General features: G+C 73.9%; 16 protein-coding genes. 8 read left to right on the forward strand and 8 right to left on the reverse strand.

Features of this window, described 5'->3' with window-relative positions; translation table 11 throughout:
• Positions 1-29: 29 nt before the first annotated feature.
• Both GPA10_RS13060 and GPA10_RS13065 read left to right on the forward strand, forming a co-directional pair.
• Positions 30-722: a B3/B4 domain-containing protein gene (locus GPA10_RS13060; RefSeq protein WP_343040751.1), complete on the forward strand. Its 693-nt coding sequence runs from the start codon at positions 30-32 to the stop codon at positions 720-722.
• A gap of 208 nt (positions 723-930) precedes the next feature.
• Positions 931-1,683 (forward strand): LysE family transporter, encoded by a 753-nt coding sequence (locus tag GPA10_RS13065; protein WP_343040752.1) that lies wholly within the window; start codon positions 931-933, stop codon positions 1,681-1,683.
• 47 nt (positions 1,684-1,730) lie between these two features.
• On the opposite strand, the gene GPA10_RS13070 is transcribed toward GPA10_RS13065, so the two are convergent.
• Complete coding sequence (locus GPA10_RS13070; RefSeq protein ID WP_425505734.1) at positions 1,731-2,741, reverse strand: cation diffusion facilitator family transporter; 1,011 nt, start codon at positions 2,739-2,741, stop codon at positions 1,731-1,733.
• A 207-nt stretch (positions 2,742-2,948) separates the two neighbouring features.
• A complete protein-coding gene (locus GPA10_RS13075; RefSeq protein ID WP_157165661.1) occupies positions 2,949-3,584 on the reverse strand; it encodes a GNAT family N-acetyltransferase in 636 nt (211 codons plus the stop codon).
• A gap of 286 nt (positions 3,585-3,870) precedes the next feature.
• Here GPA10_RS13075 and GPA10_RS13080 point away from each other — a divergent pair, with 286 nt between their 5' ends.
• The 3 genes from GPA10_RS13080 to GPA10_RS13090 all read left to right on the forward strand — a co-directional run bounded on the left by GPA10_RS13080 (position 3,871) and on the right by GPA10_RS13090 (position 5,497).
• On the forward strand, positions 3,871-4,758 hold the full coding sequence (locus GPA10_RS13080; protein WP_157165662.1) for a GntR family transcriptional regulator: 888 nt from the start codon (positions 3,871-3,873) through the stop codon (positions 4,756-4,758).
• 128 nt (positions 4,759-4,886) lie between these two features.
• Complete coding sequence (locus GPA10_RS13085; RefSeq protein ID WP_157165663.1) at positions 4,887-5,027, forward strand: SAM-dependent methyltransferase; 141 nt, start codon at positions 4,887-4,889, stop codon at positions 5,025-5,027.
• Positions 5,024-5,497: a GNAT family N-acetyltransferase gene (locus GPA10_RS13090; protein ID WP_157165664.1), complete on the forward strand. Its 474-nt coding sequence runs from the start codon at positions 5,024-5,026 to the stop codon at positions 5,495-5,497. Before GPA10_RS13085 ends, GPA10_RS13090 begins: the two co-directional genes overlap by 4 nt.
• 61 nt (positions 5,498-5,558) lie before the next feature.
• On the opposite strand, the gene GPA10_RS13095 is transcribed toward GPA10_RS13090, so the two are convergent.
• Positions 5,559-6,563, reverse strand: a complete 1,005-nt coding sequence (locus GPA10_RS13095) for an aldo/keto reductase (RefSeq protein WP_157165665.1) — start codon at positions 6,561-6,563, stop codon at positions 5,559-5,561.
• Positions 6,564-6,664: 101 nt separating this feature from the next.
• Positions 6,665-8,056, reverse strand: coding sequence for a helix-turn-helix domain-containing protein (locus GPA10_RS13100; protein WP_343040755.1), 1,392 nt, complete (start codon positions 8,054-8,056; stop codon positions 6,665-6,667).
• A 287-nt stretch (positions 8,057-8,343) separates the two neighbouring features.
• Here GPA10_RS13100 and GPA10_RS13105 point away from each other — a divergent pair, with 287 nt between their 5' ends.
• Positions 8,344-9,669, forward strand: a complete 1,326-nt coding sequence (locus GPA10_RS13105) for a M64 family metallopeptidase (RefSeq protein ID WP_157165666.1) — start codon at positions 8,344-8,346, stop codon at positions 9,667-9,669.
• A 304-nt stretch (positions 9,670-9,973) separates the two neighbouring features.
• Here GPA10_RS13105 and secD read toward each other — a convergent pair whose 3' ends face one another.
• A complete protein-coding gene (gene secD / locus GPA10_RS13110; protein WP_157165667.1) occupies positions 9,974-12,307 on the reverse strand; it encodes a protein translocase subunit SecD in 2,334 nt (777 codons plus the stop codon).
• A gap of 127 nt (positions 12,308-12,434) precedes the next feature.
• Positions 12,435-12,863: a hypothetical protein gene (locus GPA10_RS13115; protein WP_157165668.1), complete on the reverse strand. Its 429-nt coding sequence runs from the start codon at positions 12,861-12,863 to the stop codon at positions 12,435-12,437.
• A gap of 351 nt (positions 12,864-13,214) precedes the next feature.
• On the opposite strand from GPA10_RS13115, the gene GPA10_RS13120 reads away from it, so the two are divergent.
• Both GPA10_RS13120 and GPA10_RS13125 read left to right on the forward strand, forming a co-directional pair.
• A complete protein-coding gene (locus tag GPA10_RS13120; protein ID WP_343040801.1) occupies positions 13,215-13,667 on the forward strand; it encodes a helix-turn-helix domain-containing protein in 453 nt (150 codons plus the stop codon).
• Between the two features lies 1 nt (position 13,668).
• A complete protein-coding gene (locus tag GPA10_RS13125; RefSeq protein WP_343040756.1) occupies positions 13,669-14,436 on the forward strand; it encodes an NUDIX hydrolase in 768 nt (255 codons plus the stop codon).
• Here the strand turns inward: GPA10_RS13125 and GPA10_RS13130 are convergent.
• Both GPA10_RS13130 and GPA10_RS13135 read right to left on the reverse strand, forming a co-directional pair.
• A complete protein-coding gene (locus GPA10_RS13130; RefSeq protein ID WP_157165811.1) occupies positions 14,408-15,013 on the reverse strand; it encodes a ClpP family protease in 606 nt (201 codons plus the stop codon). The genes GPA10_RS13125 and GPA10_RS13130 overlap by 29 nt on opposite strands.
• A 44-nt stretch (positions 15,014-15,057) precedes the next feature.
• Positions 15,058-15,702 carry a ClpP family protease gene (locus GPA10_RS13135; protein ID WP_058847740.1) on the reverse strand — a complete coding sequence of 215 codons (645 nt, stop codon included), beginning with the start codon at positions 15,700-15,702 and terminating at the stop codon, positions 15,058-15,060.
• Between the last annotated feature and the right edge of the window lie 35 nt (positions 15,703-15,737).

Genomic DNA, 15,737 nt, shown 5'->3' on the forward strand with positions numbered 1-15,737 from the left:
CCCCCGACCCCCTCCTGATCGGAAACACCGTGCACTTCCAGCATGCGAACGACCTCTGGCAGGACTTCCCCCACCTCGTCCCCGGGGTGATCTCCACCCGGGGCATCACCCGTGACGCGTCGGTCGACCGGGCCGTGGCCGGGTTCGCCGCCACGGCCGCCGAGCGTCTCGCCGGGACGCCGGAGAGCTCCCTGCCCGAAGTACGGGCCTGGCGGCGGGCGTTCGCCTCCATGGGCCTGAAGCCGACGCAGTACCGCTGCGCCTCGGAGTCCCTGCTGCGCCGCTTCCGCAAGGAGGGTGTCCTGCCGCGCATCCACCCCCTGATCGACCTGTGCAACGCCGCGTCCCTCGCGTACGGCATCCCGGTGGGCGTCTTCGACATGTCCCGCATCGAGGGGAACCTCGAAGTCCGGTACGCCGACGGGGACGAGGCCTACGAGACGTTCTCCGGCGAGGTGGAGCGGCCCGCGCCGCGGGAGGTCGTCTTCGCCGACGACAGCCGCAGGGCGCACGCGCGGCGCTGGACCAACCGGCAGAGCGGCCACTCGGCCGTCCGCGACACCACATCGGACGTCCTGATCGTCGTGGAGGCCCTGCACGACTCCGCTCCCGCGGACGTCGCGAAGCTGATCGGGGCGCTCGCGGACGAGTTGCGCGCCGGCTGGGGTGTCGCCCCCGTGACGGCGGTCCTCTCGGCGACGGCACCCCGGTTCACGTACTGACCTCCGCTCCCCGGCGGGGCGTGTCGGGGTCGCCCGTCCGCCTGCGCGCGGAAATCCGGTTGCCCGGACCGGCCTGCGGGCAACACGCTCGGGGCATGCGCCTCGCCACCGTTCTCGTTCCCGCCACGCTGCCGTACGCCGACGCCGCCCGCCCGGCGCGGGGCGAGCAGCAGCGCGGCCGACCGCGGAGGCACGTGCTCCGCCGCCGGTGACCGGGCATCTGGTCGCGGGGCTCCTCGCCGGGTACGGGATCGCCGTACCGGTGGGCGCGGTCGCGGCCCATCTGGTGGCGCTCACCGCCCGCACCTCGCTGCGGACCGGCGTGTCGGCGGCGCTCGGGGTGGCGACGGCCGACGGCCTGTACGCCCTGCTCGCCGTGGTCGCGGGCACCACGGCCGCGGCTGCCGTCACACCACTCGTCGGACCGCTGCGCTGGGTCTCCGCCTGCGTGCTCGTCGCGCTGGCGGCACACTCGGCGGCGAAGGCGTTCGCGCGGTACCGCGGGGCGGGGGCCGGGTCGGCCTCACCGCCGGACGTCGGAGTACAGGTGTCGCCGGACGTCGGAGTACAGGTACCGCCGGACATCGGCGTACAGGTACCGCCGGACCCCCGAGCCGGGGTGACGCCGGACCCCGGAGCCGAGGCGACGCCGGACGCGCCGTCACCCGCCCGCGCCTACGTCAGCCTCCTCGGCATCACGCTGCTCAACCCCACCACCGTCATCTACTTCGCCGCGCTCGTCGTGGGCAGCCGCACCGACGTGCGGCCCGACCGCCTCGGGCAGGCGGTGTTCACCCTGGCTGCCTTCGCGGCGTCCGCCGGCTGGCAACTGCTGCTCGCCGGGGGCGGGGCGCTCCTGGGCCGCGCCCTCACCGGCCGCCGCGGCCGGCTGGGGACGGCTCTGGTCTCCGGCGCCCTGACGGTGGGGCTGGCCGTCCACATGGTGACGTCGGCGGGGTGAGCCGAAGGGACCAGCGCGCGCACACCGAGCCGCCCTCGTCCCGCGGGTCAGTGCGCGTGCGGCTCGCTGCGGTGGCGCGGGCCGTGGTCGCCCGCGCAGTGGGGGGACACCGTGGCCGCGGCCGGGTGGGGGGTGTGGTCCTCGTGGTCGATCTGGAGGGTGGTGTGCGTGAGGCCGTACGTGTCGGCGAGGAGGCGGTCGAGGTCGCGGCGTACGGCGTGGCAGTCACCGCCGGGGTGGACCATGACGTGGGCGGACAGGGCGGGTTCACCGGAGGTGATGGTCCAGATGTGCAGGTCGTGGACCTCGGCGACGTCGGGCGACGCGGCGAGGCGGTCGCCTATGGCGTCGGGGTCGAGGCCCGCGGGCGCGGCTTCGAGCAGGATGCGGCCCGAGTCGCGGAGCAGCCCGCAGCCCGCCTTGACCATGAGGGCGACGACGAACAGCGTGGCGATGGTGTCGGCGCGGGCGAAGCCCGTGGTCATGACGACGACGCCGGCCACGGCGGTGCCGATGAACGCGAACAGGTCGTTGAGGATGTGCTGGTAGGCGCCCTCGATGTTCAGCGAGGCCCGGTTGGCCCTGGACAGGCACCAGGTCGCCCCGAGGTTGACGGCGACACCGGTGAGGGCGGTGGCGAGGACCATCCAGCCGGTGACCTCCGGCGGGTGCAGGAGCCGCACCACGGCCTCGTACCCGAGCCAGACCGCCGCGAGCAGCAGGGTGAGGCCGTTGGCCTGCGCCGACAGTATCTCGACGCGCTTGAGCCCGAAGGTATAGGTGCCCTTGGCGGGCCGTTGGGCGAGCCGCATCGCGATCAGGGCGAGGATGATGGAGAAAGCGTCCGTGAGCATATGGACGGCGTCGGAGAGCAGTGCGAGGGAACCGGCCGCGAAGGCAATCACGGTCTCCACCGAAATGAAAACGCCAATCAATACGAGCGCCAGCGAAAGCCAGCGCCGGTCGGCGTCGACGGAGACACCGTGACTGTGTCCCCCGTGGCCACCTGCCCGGTGGCCATGGTCATGGTGCGAGTGAGCGTGCCCCACGTGCCCCACAGGAAATTCCCCCCAGCAATAGCGGCATCCGACGCGCGGCAGTCAAGCGCAATCCGGCGCCGCCCGCAAAGGCTGCATCGGTGACCGTTTTCAATGCCGGAAATGAAGTCCGGCGAGACCGCTCCGAATCGGCGGTAATCGACACTCGCGTCGCCCACGAGAACGGCCGATTACCGACGTTTTCCGTCTTCCCTTTCGGCCGCACCGCTATCGGGCGTCACTCGGCGTCACCCGGCGCCGGACGTGCAGATGCCCCGGCACGGGGAACGGCGGCCGGACCGGCAGGACCGCGTTCAGGCCGTAGCCGGCCTTCTCCGCGACACGGCACGACGCAGCGTTGTCGACCTGGTGCAGCAGATGCAGCCAATGCAGTCCGCCGCCGCCGAACGTCACGAACGCCCAGTCCGTGAGAGCGCCCAGGGCACGCGACGCGACACCTCGGCCGCGCGCCCCCGCCGCCGTCCAGTAGCCGACCTCGCCGACACCGGTGGAGGTGAGCGGCCCCTTCAGGGCGACGGTGGCGACGATCCTCGACGCCTCGCCGCCCTTACCGTGCGGGGGCTCCTCCACAGCGGCGAAGCTGAGATACTTCCCCGTCACCCACCCCTCGTGCCGCGCGGCCAGCCAGCGGGCGGCGTCCGCGGGGCCTTCGACCGGTACACGGGTCCACCGCCGCAGCACGGGATCTCGGTACACGTCGATCAGCGCCTCCGCGTCACCGTCCGACCAGGGACGCAGCAGCATGGCGGGCTGCCCGGCCGCCGCGGGCACGCGCAGGGTGACAGGGCCTGGCCCGGAGGCGGCGAGGGCGGGGGCGGACGGTGCGGGCTGCTGTGTCGTCATGCGGTCATCTCAGCAGAGGGGGCCTCGGCGGCGCGGGATGGCCGTGCCGGTCCGGTGTCCCTCCGGATTTACCAGTTGTCTCGACTGGTCATGTAACCACTTGTCGGTGCACGGAGGTGGCACGGGACCGGAGGTTCCACAGGCCTCGCCGTGCGCCCGCGAAATCCTCAACTCGCCGTTACTCGCCCGTAGTTGTCCGTACGCGCGTCCGACTCCTCTGGCTACACTTCACTTGACCAGCTGGGCGACGAGGCAGCGGGAACGACGACGTGACGGAGAGGGCGGCATGGAGACCGACGCACCGGGGACCATGCTCAAACGGGAGCGGGTGCGCGACTACGTGCTGGAACTGATCGAGTCACGCGGTGCCGGGGACGGCATCCCGTCCGAGCGTGCCCTCTGCGCCCACCTCGGTGTGTCCCGGCCGACGTTGCGGGCCGCGGTCGACGAACTCGTCGCCGCGGGCCTGCTCGTGCGCCAGCACGGGCGCGGCATGTTCGTCGCCCCCGCGAAGATCACCCAGGAGCTCGTCTCCGAGCGGGCCACGCTGACCGCGCCCCAGGCCGCGGGCGCCTGGTCGAGCAGGCTCCTGGAGTTCACCACGGTGCCCGCCGGGGCCCGCGTGGGCCGCAGGCTGCGGATGTCGCCGGCCGGGCGGATCGTGTACGTGGCGCGGCTGCGGCTCGTCGACGGCACCCCGATGGCCGTCGAGCACCTGCACCTGCGGGCCGACCTCGTGCCGGCCCTGTCCGCGCGGGAACTGGAGACCGGTGACCTGTACGCGCACCTGCGCGAGCGGCACAACGTACGGGTGCACGAGGCGACGCAGACGATCGAGCCGACCGTCGTCACCCGCTCCGAGGCCCGCCACCTTGACGTGCCCGACCTCTCCCCCGCCCTGCTCTTCGAACGCCTCACCACGGACACGTCGGGCCGACCCGTGGAGTACGTCCACTCCCTGTACCGCGGCGACCGCTACCGCATCGTCTCCCGTCTCACCCTCGGCCCGGCGGCGTCCGACGCCGCGCCCGGCCACCACCCCGGCATCCCGCCCGGCGACTTCACCTGCGGCGACCCCGTGGCCGCGGCCACCCTGGGCGACGTACAGGAGACGGACGGGCAGGTTCCCGGCCGGACGGACGGACAGGCCGCACCGGATCACCGGGAGCCGTGAACGGGCGGCCCCGGCGGCCCGCTTCCGCGCGCTGGCATAATCGTGATCCTCCACGCCACCGCGCCCCGCACCGCCGCGGCACCGCGCCCCCCGGCCCGCTCCGGGCCAGACACGCACGGGAGTCACCCATGACGGAGGATCCGTACGCCCTTGTGCGCACCCTGCCCGACGCCCTGCCGCCCGGCAGCCGGCTGATGTTCTCGCACGGCACCGTCCACGTGGGCGTCGTCGCCCGCGTCCCCGGGCGCACCGTAGGACGGGCCGGATGATCGTCAGGACCGCCCGCAAGCAGGACGTCCCCGGTCTTCTCGGCCTCGCCGCCGAGGTCGAGCACTGGTTCGGCCCGATGGTCGACGACCCCGGGTTCCACCGTGCCCTGGACGACCACATACACCGGGAGCTGGCGCTCGTCGCCGTCGAGGAGCGGGCGGGAGCGGCGGAGGTCGTCGGCGGACTGCTGTTCGGTGCGCGGCCCCCCGTCCATCACGTCCACTGGCTCGTGGTCTCGGGACGGCTGCGCGGCAAGGGGGTCGGCCGCGCACTGATGGACGAGGCGACGCGGGTGTTCGTCCGTGGCCCCGGCAGCATCGAGGTGATCACCTTCGGGGCCGATCATCCGGGAGCCGTGAGCAGCGGCGCACGCGTCTTCTACGAGAACCTGGGGTTCAGCCCGGCCGAGGCCGCCGAGCCGGGGCCGGAGGGCGGTTCGCGGCAGGTCTACCGCCGGCCCGTCGGCTGAACCGCCCACCGCCCTCGGACCCGTCTCACACTCCCGCGGTGTCCAGGACCGCGGACCCGTCTCACACTCCCGCGGTGTCCAGCCGGGCCAGCTGGTCCGCTGAGAGCGTGACGCTGAGCGCGGGCAGGGCGGCCTCGTACTGTTCCAGGGTGCGCGGGCCGACCAGGGGCACGGTCCGGGGAGACGTCTGGTGCAGGAGCCAGGCGAGGACCACCTGGTTGGGCGTCGCCCCCACTTCGGCGGCCACCTCCGCGAGCGCGGCGAGGCGGGCCTCGGCGTCGGGACCCGCGTACCGCTCCATCATCCAGTGGCCGCGGCGCTTGGCCTCGTCGTCGTAGATGCCGCGCAGGATCGGCGAGTAGGCGACGAGAGCGAGGTCGTCGTGGGCGCGCAGATAGTCGAGCTGGTCGGTGTCCACCACGCCGGCCGCGTCGAGTCCGGTGCGCGGGCGCAGATACGAGTGCTGCTGCTGGAGGGCGACCGGGGCGGGCCAGCCGTGGCGTTCGCACAGGCCGCGAACGCGCTCCACGCGCCAGGTGCGGACGTTGGACCAGCCGATGTACCGGGCCTTGCCCGCCCGCACGATCTCCGCGAGCGCCTCCAGGGTCTCCTCCAGGGGGGTGGCCCTGTCGTCGACGTGGACGTAGTAGAGGTCGACGTGGTCGGTGCCGAGCCTGCGGAGGCTGTCGTCGATCGACGTGTGCAGGGTCTTTGCCCCGGCTCCGTCGAACCGCACCCGGTCCCAGTCGGCGCTGCCGTCGGCGAGCCGCGCCTCGTCCGCGTTCAGGGGCAGGGCCGTCGCCTTGGTCGCGAGGAACACGCGGTCCCGCTGCTTCCCGGCGGCCAGCCAGCGGCCGAGCAGGGACTCGCTCTCGCCGCCGTCGCTGTCCGGACGCGACCACCAGGCATAGCAGTTCGCGGTGTCCAGGAACGTGCCGCCCGCCTCGGTGAAGCGGTCGAGCACGGCGACCGACGTCGCCTCGTCCGTCGTCGTGCCCATCAGCATGCAGCCGAGCCCGATCTGGCTGACCTTCTCCCCCGTGCGGCCGAGTTCGACGTGCTTCATGGTGCTCTCCCTCGCGGTCGGTCGGTGCGACAGCGCCAGACGCTAGGCGTTGAAGCGCACGCGAAGGCAAGGGCGTTCGGGTGCTTTCCCGTCCGTGTGCCTCACATCGGCGGGGTCGCCGGGGCCGGGCCGAGGGTCGTGGTGCCCGGGGCCGCTCGGTGGCCGAGGCCCGTGCGGTAGGCGTCCATGGCGGCCTCCACCCGGCCGGTGCGGCGCAGCAGGTCGCCGAGGAGGCGGCACAGGTCCGCCACGTCGCCCGCCGCGCTGGAGCGCTCCAGGAGGGACAGGGCCGCGCAGTAGTGCTCCTCGGCGCCCTCGGTGTCGCCGCGCTCCTCGGCGATGAGACCGAGAAGCCGGTGCGCGCCGCCCGCGTGCACGGCGCCGCGCTCGGCGCCCAGGGCGCCGGTGGCCTCGCCCGAGGTGAGCAGGGGCCGCAGGAGGGCCTCCGCCTCCTCGGCCTTGCCGCGCCGCCGCAGCACGTCGGCGAGTTCGACCTCGACCTGCCCGGTGAAGAGCGCGGCACGTTTGGAGGCGAGCATGTCGCGGGCCGTGCGCAGCTCGCTCTCGGCGCGCTCCAGGTCCCCGTCCTGGGCGCTGACGTAGCCGCGCATCCAGTGGCAGTGGGCGAGTTCGGTGCGGATGTGCAGGTGCCGGTAGAGCTCCTGGGCCTTGGCCAGGGAGGTGTCGGCCTCCGCGGTGCGGCCCTCGGCGATCAGGGTGCGGGCGACGCCGCGGTGCATGTGGGCGACCAGGGCCGGATCGCTGACGCTCGGGGCGAGGGCGAGGGCGAGTTCGGCGGCGTGGGCGGCGCGGGCGTGCGCTCCCATGTCCATGTACGGGGCGATGGACGCGGTGTAGAGGAGCAGCAGGGCGTCGGGGTCGTGCAGTCCGGCCGCGTTCAGCTCGTCGAGGGTGGACTCCAGGAGGTAGCAGGAGTAGCGCAGTTCGCCGGTGAGCAGATGGGCGGTGGCGCGGCCCCGGATGGCGGGGACGCGGCGGGGCAGGGGCTGGTCGGCGAGGAGGCCCTCGACGGCGGCGAAGCAGTCGCGGGCGTCGGTGAGTTCGCCGGATTCGAGCAGGCAGTCGCCGAGTCCCTGGAGGGCCGTGGCCTGCTCCTCGGTCAGTCCGTGCGCGACCGCCTCCTCGTGCAGCGTGCGGAAGAGGGCGGCGGCGTCCTCGGGGGCGCCGGTGGCGAGGGCCCGCCGTGCGTCGGTCAGGCGCAGGCGCAGGTCCGTGGCGAGACGGGCGGGCCGGCCCGTGAGCAGTTCCCCGTAGTCGACGCCGAGCCTGCCCGCGAGGTGGCGCAGCGCCGCCTCGGAGGGCCGCACCTTGCCGGACTCGAGCGTGGACACGTACGCGGCCGTGTAGGCGGGCTCGGCCACCTGCCGCTGGGTGAGTCCTCTTTCGGTCCGCAGCCGCAGCACACGGCGGCCGATGTCGGCCGGGTCCACCGCCCCGTCGGGACGCGCGCCCCCGGGATTGTTCTCCGCCACCTCTCCCCTTCCCTGGGTCAGGTCCCGAGCTAAGTCGATGACGGCGGTGCTGCATAGATGCCGACGGGAATTCCCACGCCCGCAGCCCGTGCGACGGCCGACAGGGGGCGCGTCGCCGCTCTGGAGCGCCGTTCGCACGGGCGTGCGCCGCTGGCGTGAACTCCGCTGTCCCAGAGGCACCTTGTGCCTCACCATTGCCTCGCACCCCCCGGAGCCTCTACGTTGAGCGACGCCTTAAGCGGGCTTAACTCGCCATTTACACGGCGGCTTTCGGAAGGACCCCCACCATGCGCAGACGCAAGTCCGGCATAGCCAGACGTACACCGCTGAAGATCGCCGCAGCCGCGGGCATCGCCCTGTCGGCGACGCTCGCCGCCACGGCGGGCGCCACCGCGGAACCCGGCCCCACCCGGTCCGACGACCGGCCCACCCAGCACGTCGAGTACTTCACGGGCCCCGGCGGCCACCCCCGGCACACCGAGGTGCCGGCCCCCGAACCGCTCTCGGACCGGGAGCGCGAGGCCGTCGCCGACGACGGGACCGTGGTGCCGATCGTGCAGAACGGCCCCACGAGCGCCAAGGCCGACGTCGTCTTCATCGGCGACGGCTACACCGCGGCCCAGCAGGAGGACTTCCACGCCGACGTGCGGAAGAAGTGGGCGGAGGTCTCCGCCGTCCAGCCGTCCGCCTCGTACAAGAACCTCTTCAACGTGTGGGCGGTGGACGCGCACTCGCGCCAGTCGGGTGTCTCGGGCGACCCGACCAGCACCGTCCGCAAGGACACCGCGCTCGGCTCGGCGTTCTACTGCGACGGCATCGAGCGGCTGCTGTGCGTCGACACCAACAAGGTGGAGGCGTACGCGAAGAGGGCCGCCGACCCCGACCTGGTGATCGTCCTGTCGAACTCCACGAAGTACGGCGGCGCGGGCTACAACGACATCACCTCGCCGTCCGGCTACGACGGCATCGCCACCGCCTCCTCCGACCACGCGCAGTCCTCGCAGGTCGTCGTGCACGAGACGGGGCACTCGCTGGGCAAGCTCGCGGACGAGTACTGGTACGACGAGTACGGCACGTACACCGGTGCCGAGCCGTGGGAGTCCAACACCAGCAAGCTCACCGCCGCGCAGCTCACCGCGCAGAAGAAGAAGTGGTACCGCTGGATCGGCCAGTCCTCGCCCGACGGCGGCACGGTCGGCGCGTACGAGGGCGGCGGCTACTACCCGCGCGGCCTGTACCGGCCCACGGACAACTCGATCATGCGCACGCTCGGCCGGGAGTTCAACTCGCCCGGCAGGGAAGCCATGATCGCGGGCTTCCACCGGCACGCCTCCGTCGTGTCGGCGCTCACGCCCACGGCCACCGAGGTGCGCCGGGGGCAGAAGCTGAAGGTGCAGGCGGCCGAGGGCGTCCGGCTGCGCTGGTCCGTCGACGGGAAGTCCGTGAAGAAGGGCGCCGACGCGCGGTCCGTCACCCCGAGGACCCTCGGCGTACCGGCGGACGGCCGCACGCACAAAGTCACCGTGCGGGCCACGGACCCGACGCGCGCGGTGCGCGACCCGGAGCTGCGCAAGCTGCTCAGCGGGTCGCTGACCTGGCGCGTCGCGCGCTGACGCGAGCGTAGGAACCGCGTCGGCCACCGCGCCGGTGCCGGCGTCCCCGCCCCGGACCGGGCGGGGACGCCGGCTTGTCGGAACCGGTGGGTGGCGGCCGGATCGGACGGCGGACGCCCAGGAGTCGCGCAGCCGGGTGCCGGGCGACCGGACGCCGGACAGCCGGACAGCCGGACAGCGGACGACCGGGCTCAGCCGTGCACGCGCAGCCGGGTGCCGGGCGACCGGACGCCGGACAGCGACGACCGGGCTCAGCCGTGCAGCGTGCCGGGCGTCGGACGAGCGCGCCGCAGCCGGTCGGGCGTCAGACGACCGCTCCCGTACCCCGCTGCCGCCGCGCCTCCAGCGGGCTCGTGCCCGGTGTCCTCCTGCCGCGCTCCCCGCCTGCGGGGCCGCGCGGCGGCGCGGGCTTGCGGTGTTCCAGGAGGACCGCGACGGGTACGGCGACCGACACCGTCGACAGGACGCCGAGGACGACGCCCGCGATGAGCGCCACGGAGAAGTCCGCGAGCGAGTCGCCGCCGAGCACGGCGAGCGCGCCGAGCACGAACAGGGCGCCCATGCCCGTGTTCACGGTGCGCGGCAGGGTCCGCACGACGGCCGTGTTGGCGGTCGCCGCGAGCGCCGCCCGCGGGTCGCGGCGGCGTGCCTCCCGGACGCGGTCGAAGACGACGACCGTGTCGTTGACCGAGTAGCCGACCACGGTGAGGACGGCGGCGAGGAAGACGCTGTCGACCGTCTTGCCGAGCCACGCGAACAGGCCCACCACCAGGAGCACGTCGTGCACCAGGGCGACGACGGCGGCGGAGGCGAAGGTCCAGCGGAACCGCACCGTCAGATAGATCAGCTGGGCGGCCACGGCGATGCCGAGGGCGATCAGCGCCTTCTGCCGCAGTTCGTCCCCGAGGCTCGGGCCGATCCGTTCGTCGCGTTCGACCTCGACCCGGCCGCCGCCGTGCTCGGCGAGCGTCTCCTTGATCCTGTGCTGTTCGGCGTCGCTCAGTTCACCGGTGCGGACGCTGATGTCGCCCGCGCCGGACTCCTGCACCACCGCGCGCGGGAACCCGGCGTCGGCGACGGCCTCGCGGGCCGTGTCGGCGTCCACCTGCTTGCTGGTGGAGTACTCGACGAGACGCCCGCCGGTGAACTCCACGCCCAGGTCGAGCCCGCGCACGACGATGCCCGCGACGGCGACGGCGACGAGCAGCGCGCTCGCGCCGAGCCAGCGGCGCCGGTGCTGCACGATGCGGGGTTCGCGGCGCGCGAGCAGGGCGCGGACCCGGCCGGTGGCGGCGAGTCCGGTGAGGCGGGGGCGGCGGCGCACGAAGCCGCGGCGCACCGCGGTCTCGGCGAGCACCCGTGAGACGACGAACGCGGAGACCATCGACACCAGGACGCCGATGGACAGCGTCACGCCGAAGCCCTTCACGGGTCCGGTGGCGAAGGTGAAGAGCAGGCCCGCGGCGAGCAGCGTGGTGACGTTGGAGTCGATCACGGCGCTCCAGGCCTTGGCGAAGCCCGTGTGCAGGGACTTGGGGAGGCTGCCGGTGCCGCGCGTGCCGAGGTACTCCTCCCGGGCGCGTTCGAAGACAAGGACGTTGGCGTCGACCGCCATACCGATCGCGAGGACGAACCCGGCGAGGCCGGGCAGCGTCAGCGTGGCGCCGATCGCCACCAGGGCCGCGTACGACATGAGCCCGTACAGCCCGAGCGCGACGGTCGCGAGGGCGCCGAGGAGGCGGTAGACGACGGTGATGAACAGCGCGGTCAGGGCCAGGCCGATGAGGGCGGCCTGGGTGCTCGCGGCGATGGCGTCGGCGCCGAGCGTCGGGCCGACGGTGCGCTGCTCGACGACGTCGACGGGCACGGGCAGGGCGCCGCCCTTGACGAGCGCCGCCAGGTCGCGGGCCTCGTCCTCGTCGAAGCCGCCGGTGATCTGGGTGGTGCCGCCCGTGATGCCGGTCCCGCACGCCACGTCGGCGTTCACGCCGGGCGCCGAGATGACCTTGCCGTCGAGCACGATGGCCACCCGCCGCTCGGGCGAACCCTGCGGTGCGCACGCCGCCTTGCCGGTCACGTCGGCCCAGTCGCCGCCCGCCTTGCCGCGGAAGTCGAGCGTCACGTACCAGCCGTTCATGGACTGCTGGTCGAGGGCGGCCTCGGCGTTCTTGACGCCGTCGCCGGTGAGCACGGTCGGCCCGAGCTCCAGGTGCCCGCCGGGGCGGTCGGGGTCGGGCAGGGTGCGGGAGCCGTCGGGCGCGGGCCGTGCGGGGCCCTTGCGGTCGGTCTCGGCCGCCACCGGGTGCACCGTCAGCTGCGCGGTGCGGCCGATCACTTCGGAGGCCTCCCGGGGGTCCCGCACCCCCGGCAGCTCCACGATGATCCTCCGGTCGCCGGCCTGCGCGAGGCTCGGTTCGGACACGCCGAGGGCGTCGACGCGCTGCCGCAGGACCTCGACGGCTCTGCGGGTGGCGTCGGCGTCGGCCTCGACGGTGGGTGAGTCCTTGGTCTCCAGGACGATCTGCGTGCCGCCCCGCAGGTCTAGCCCCAGGCGGGGCGACTGCGTGAGGGCGATGTACAGCGAGGCGGCGACGGCGACGAGCGCGACGAGCGCCCGCCACAGGGGTGCGCGGGGCATGGGGGTTCTCCACATCCACGAAGTTCCACGGAGGAAGTTCCACTGGGGAAGTTCCTCGAAGAAGGCATGACGAAGGCATGACGAAGGCGGACGGCGCGTACTGGTCCGCGGCGTCCGGTGGGTGGTGTCAGCTCCGTCGGGACGGGGGCCCGCGCGGCTCGGGTGCGGCGTCCGCGAACCGTGTGGGCGGCGTGGCGGGGTGGAGCCGGGCGTCGGGGCCGCCGAGGGCACGGTGCGGCACGTCGTGCGTGCCGCCGCCCGCGGTGCCGGGGCCCGGTGGGTGCGGGATCTGGAGGTGGTGCAGGTGCGCGGCAGTCGCGTGGACCGCGCGGGGGCCGTCCTTGCCGTACGAGGGGTGCGGGCCGTGGGCCGCCGGGCGCTGGCGGCCCGGGGACCCCGCGGTGGCGTCGGGCGCCGCGGCCACCCAGGCGCGGGCCGCCGCGGGACCGGCGGTGGCCACGGTCGACGCGCGGGAGGGCACGGCGAACGCGAGGACGGCGACGACCGCCGACAGCAGGGACGCGGCCAGGCGCGCCGACCGGGTGCGCTGCTGCACGCGGGGCCTCCTGGTCGGGTCGGTGTGCCGTCGCTCGACGGAGGGCGCCGGTGCGCCAATCGCTTCAACGTGCGGGGTGGTCCGCTGGGTTCCCCGGCCAGAGGGTCGAGCCTCGGGGGCCTCCCCGAAGGAAGCGGCATGGGGGCCGCTTCGCCGTCGGCAGAACGCCCTGTGCCGTCGGCGGAACACGCTACGCCGTCGGCAGAACGCGCTACGCCGTCGGCAGAACGCCGACCGCACGGAGATCACCGCTCCTACTCTGAAGCCGTGAGCAGCCACGCGACGAATTCGAAGCCTGCCGGGGCCGAGCCCGCGGACCTCCCGCCCACGGGAGGCCGGGCCGCCCGCGTCATCCCCCTGCGCCCGGCCCCGCGGGCCGCGGCCCCCGCCGCAGCGCCCGGATCCGCGCCCAGACAGCCTCTCTGGCGCGATCTCGTCGGGAACGTCCTGCGGCGTGAACGCCAGGCCCAGGAGCGGACGCTGAAGGACGTCGCGGACGCCGCGCGGATCTCGGTGCCGTATCTCTCCGAGGTCGAGCGCGGCCGCAAGGAGGCGTCATCCGAGGTGCTCGCCGCGGCGGCCGCCGCGCTCGGCCTCGACCTCGCCGACCTGCTGGCCCTCGCCCACGGCGACCTGCTGCTCGCCCTGCGCCGCCCGCGCGCCCGCGGTGGTGCGGCGCCGGTGCGCGGGCGCGCGGTGTCGACAGTCACCACTCCCCTCGCCGCCGCGCCCCTCGCGTCGTCCCGCGCCGCCACGGGCCGGGGCGGCGGCCCGCACCAGGCGCAGCTGCGGCTCGCCGCCTAGGGTGCCGAGCACGGACCAACTCCTCCACGTACGCCGCATCCACCTCGTCGAGGCCACCGCCCCGCCGGTGCCGCCCCGGGAGCGGGCGGCCATGGACCGGATCTGGGACGAGGCGGTCCGGGCCGGGCCGTCCCTCTTCGACGGCCCGGTGGCGGCGTGTGCGGGGCTGGCCGAGGACGGTTCGCGCGGTCTCGTGCTCACCTGGGTCAGGACGACGTACCGCCGCTACGGCCTGCGCCGTGTCCCCGGCGCGACCGCGTGCGTGGCGTCCCTCTACACCGACGTGCTCCAGCCGACCCCGGACGGGCGGCTGCTCGTGGGACGGATGGCCGCGTCGACGGCGGCGCCCGGCCGCTGGCAGCTGCCGGGCGGCGCCGTCGAACCGCCACCGGAGGGCGTGCCTCTCGACCTGGCCGCGCTGCGCCGCAACGCCACCCGGGAGCTGGCCGAGGAGACCGGTGTCACTCAGCTCCCCGAGGACCTCACCCTGTGGGGCGTGGCGCGCGGCCCGTACGGGAGCGCGGGCGTCCTGTTCCTCGCCCCGGCCCGGCCTCCGGCGCACCTGCGCGGGCGGTTCGCGGACCTCGCGTCCGCCGAGGAGGCACGGGGCCGCGAACCGGAGCTGGACCGGATCGCGTTCGTCGGCTCCCCGGCGGGGCTCGCACGCCTCGGCGGCGCGGGCGCCGACCACGCGGGCTGTCTGGAGCCGGTCGTCGCCCGGTTCGCGGCAGGCGTGGGCCTCAGCCGAGCGTCGCGCGACGGCGGCTGACGACCTCGTCGGCGAGCCCGTACGCGACCGCCTCGTGCGCGGTGAACACCTTGTCGCGGTCGGTGTCGGCCCGCAGCGTCGCCACGTCGTGGTGGGTGTGGCGGGCGAGGACCTCCTCCACCTGGCTGCGGATGCGCACCATCTCCTTGGCGTGCAGGCTCAGGTCCGACACGGTCCCCTGCTGCCCGCCGCTCGCCGGCTGTCCGAGCAGGACCCGGGCGTGTTCGAGGACGAACCGCCGCCCGGGGTCGCCGCCCGCGAGCAGCACCGCCGCGGTCGACGCGGCCTGGCCGACGCAGAACGTCGAGATGGGCGCGCCGACGAAGGTCATGGTGTCGTAGATGGCCATCAGGGAAGTGACGGAGCCGCCGGGCGAGTTGATGTACAGGGCGATCTCGTGTTCCGGCGCGGACGACTCCAGGTGGAGGAGCTGGGCGATGACGACGTTGGCGACGCCGTCGTCGATCTCGGTGCCGAGGAAGATGATCCGCTCGGACAGCAGCCGGCTGTAGACGTCGTAGGCGCGCTCACCCTGCGGGGTGCGCTCGACGACGGTCGGAATCGTGTACTGGCTCATGTCCATCGAGTAGTGACTCGTGTCCCTCGTGTACGGGCTCATCTCTACAGCCCCATCCGTCGCTTGGACGCGGCGGGCCGGACGTCGGGCAGGGACGCGACCACGTGGTCGACCATGCCGTACTCCTTGGCCTGCGCGGCGGTGAACCAGCGGTCCCTGTCGCCGTCACGCGCGATGGTCTCCGGGGTCTGCCCGGTGTGCTCGGCGGTGAGCCGCTCGATGGACCGCTTGGTGAACTCCAGGTTCTCCGCCTGGATCGCGATGTCCGCGGTGGTGCCGCCGACGCCCGCCGACGGCTGGTGCATCATGATGCGCGCGTTCGGCAGCGCGTGCCGCTTGCCCGGGGTGCCGACGGTCAGCAGGAACTGGCCCATGCTCGCGGCGAACCCCATCGCGAGCGTGGCCACGTCGTTGGGGATCAGCTGCATCGTGTCGTAGATGGCGAGACCTGCGTGCACCGAGCCGCCGGGGCTGTTGATGTAGAGGCTGATGTCGGTACGGGGGTCCTCCGCGGACAGCAGCAGGAGCTGGGCGCAGATCCGGTTCGCGGAGACCTCGTCGACCTGGGTGCCGAGGAACACGATGCGCTGGCCGAGCAGATGGGAGGCGAGCTGGTCGTCGAAGCGGGTGACGGGGGTGTCCCCGTCGGCGGCGCGCGGCGGCGCCCAGGCGGTGTGCGGCGGTGTCATGGCACGGCCTCCTCGTCGTGGAGCGAACGGCGGGA

Origin of the sequence: Streptomyces typhae (genome assembly GCF_009755605.1) — a bacterium.
Taxonomy (GTDB): domain Bacteria; phylum Actinomycetota; class Actinomycetes; order Streptomycetales; family Streptomycetaceae; genus Streptomyces; species Streptomyces typhae.

What these genes read in the sequence shown, in the direction of transcription:
- GPA10_RS13075 (WP_157165661.1), bottom strand. Translation starts at nt 3,584, where the DNA reads ATGACGACACAGCAGCCCGCACCGTCCGCCCCCGCCCTCGCCGCCTCC.
- GPA10_RS13080 (WP_157165662.1), top strand. Translation starts at nt 3,871, where the DNA reads ATGGAGACCGACGCACCGGGGACCATGCTCAAACGGGAGCGGGTGCGC.
- GPA10_RS13085 (WP_157165663.1), top strand. Translation starts at nt 4,887, where the DNA reads ATGACGGAGGATCCGTACGCCCTTGTGCGCACCCTGCCCGACGCCCTG.
- GPA10_RS13090 (WP_157165664.1), top strand. Translation starts at nt 5,024, where the DNA reads ATGATCGTCAGGACCGCCCGCAAGCAGGACGTCCCCGGTCTTCTCGGC.
- GPA10_RS13095 (WP_157165665.1), bottom strand. Translation starts at nt 6,563, where the DNA reads ATGAAGCACGTCGAACTCGGCCGCACGGGGGAGAAGGTCAGCCAGATC.
- GPA10_RS13105 (WP_157165666.1), top strand. Translation starts at nt 8,344, where the DNA reads ATGCGCAGACGCAAGTCCGGCATAGCCAGACGTACACCGCTGAAGATC.
- secD (WP_157165667.1), bottom strand. Translation starts at nt 12,307, where the DNA reads ATGCCCCGCGCACCCCTGTGGCGGGCGCTCGTCGCGCTCGTCGCCGTC.
- GPA10_RS13130 (WP_157165811.1), bottom strand. Translation starts at nt 15,013, where the DNA reads ATGAGCCAGTACACGATTCCGACCGTCGTCGAGCGCACCCCGCAGGGT.
- GPA10_RS13135 (WP_058847740.1), bottom strand. Translation starts at nt 15,702, where the DNA reads ATGACACCGCCGCACACCGCCTGGGCGCCGCCGCGCGCCGCCGACGGG.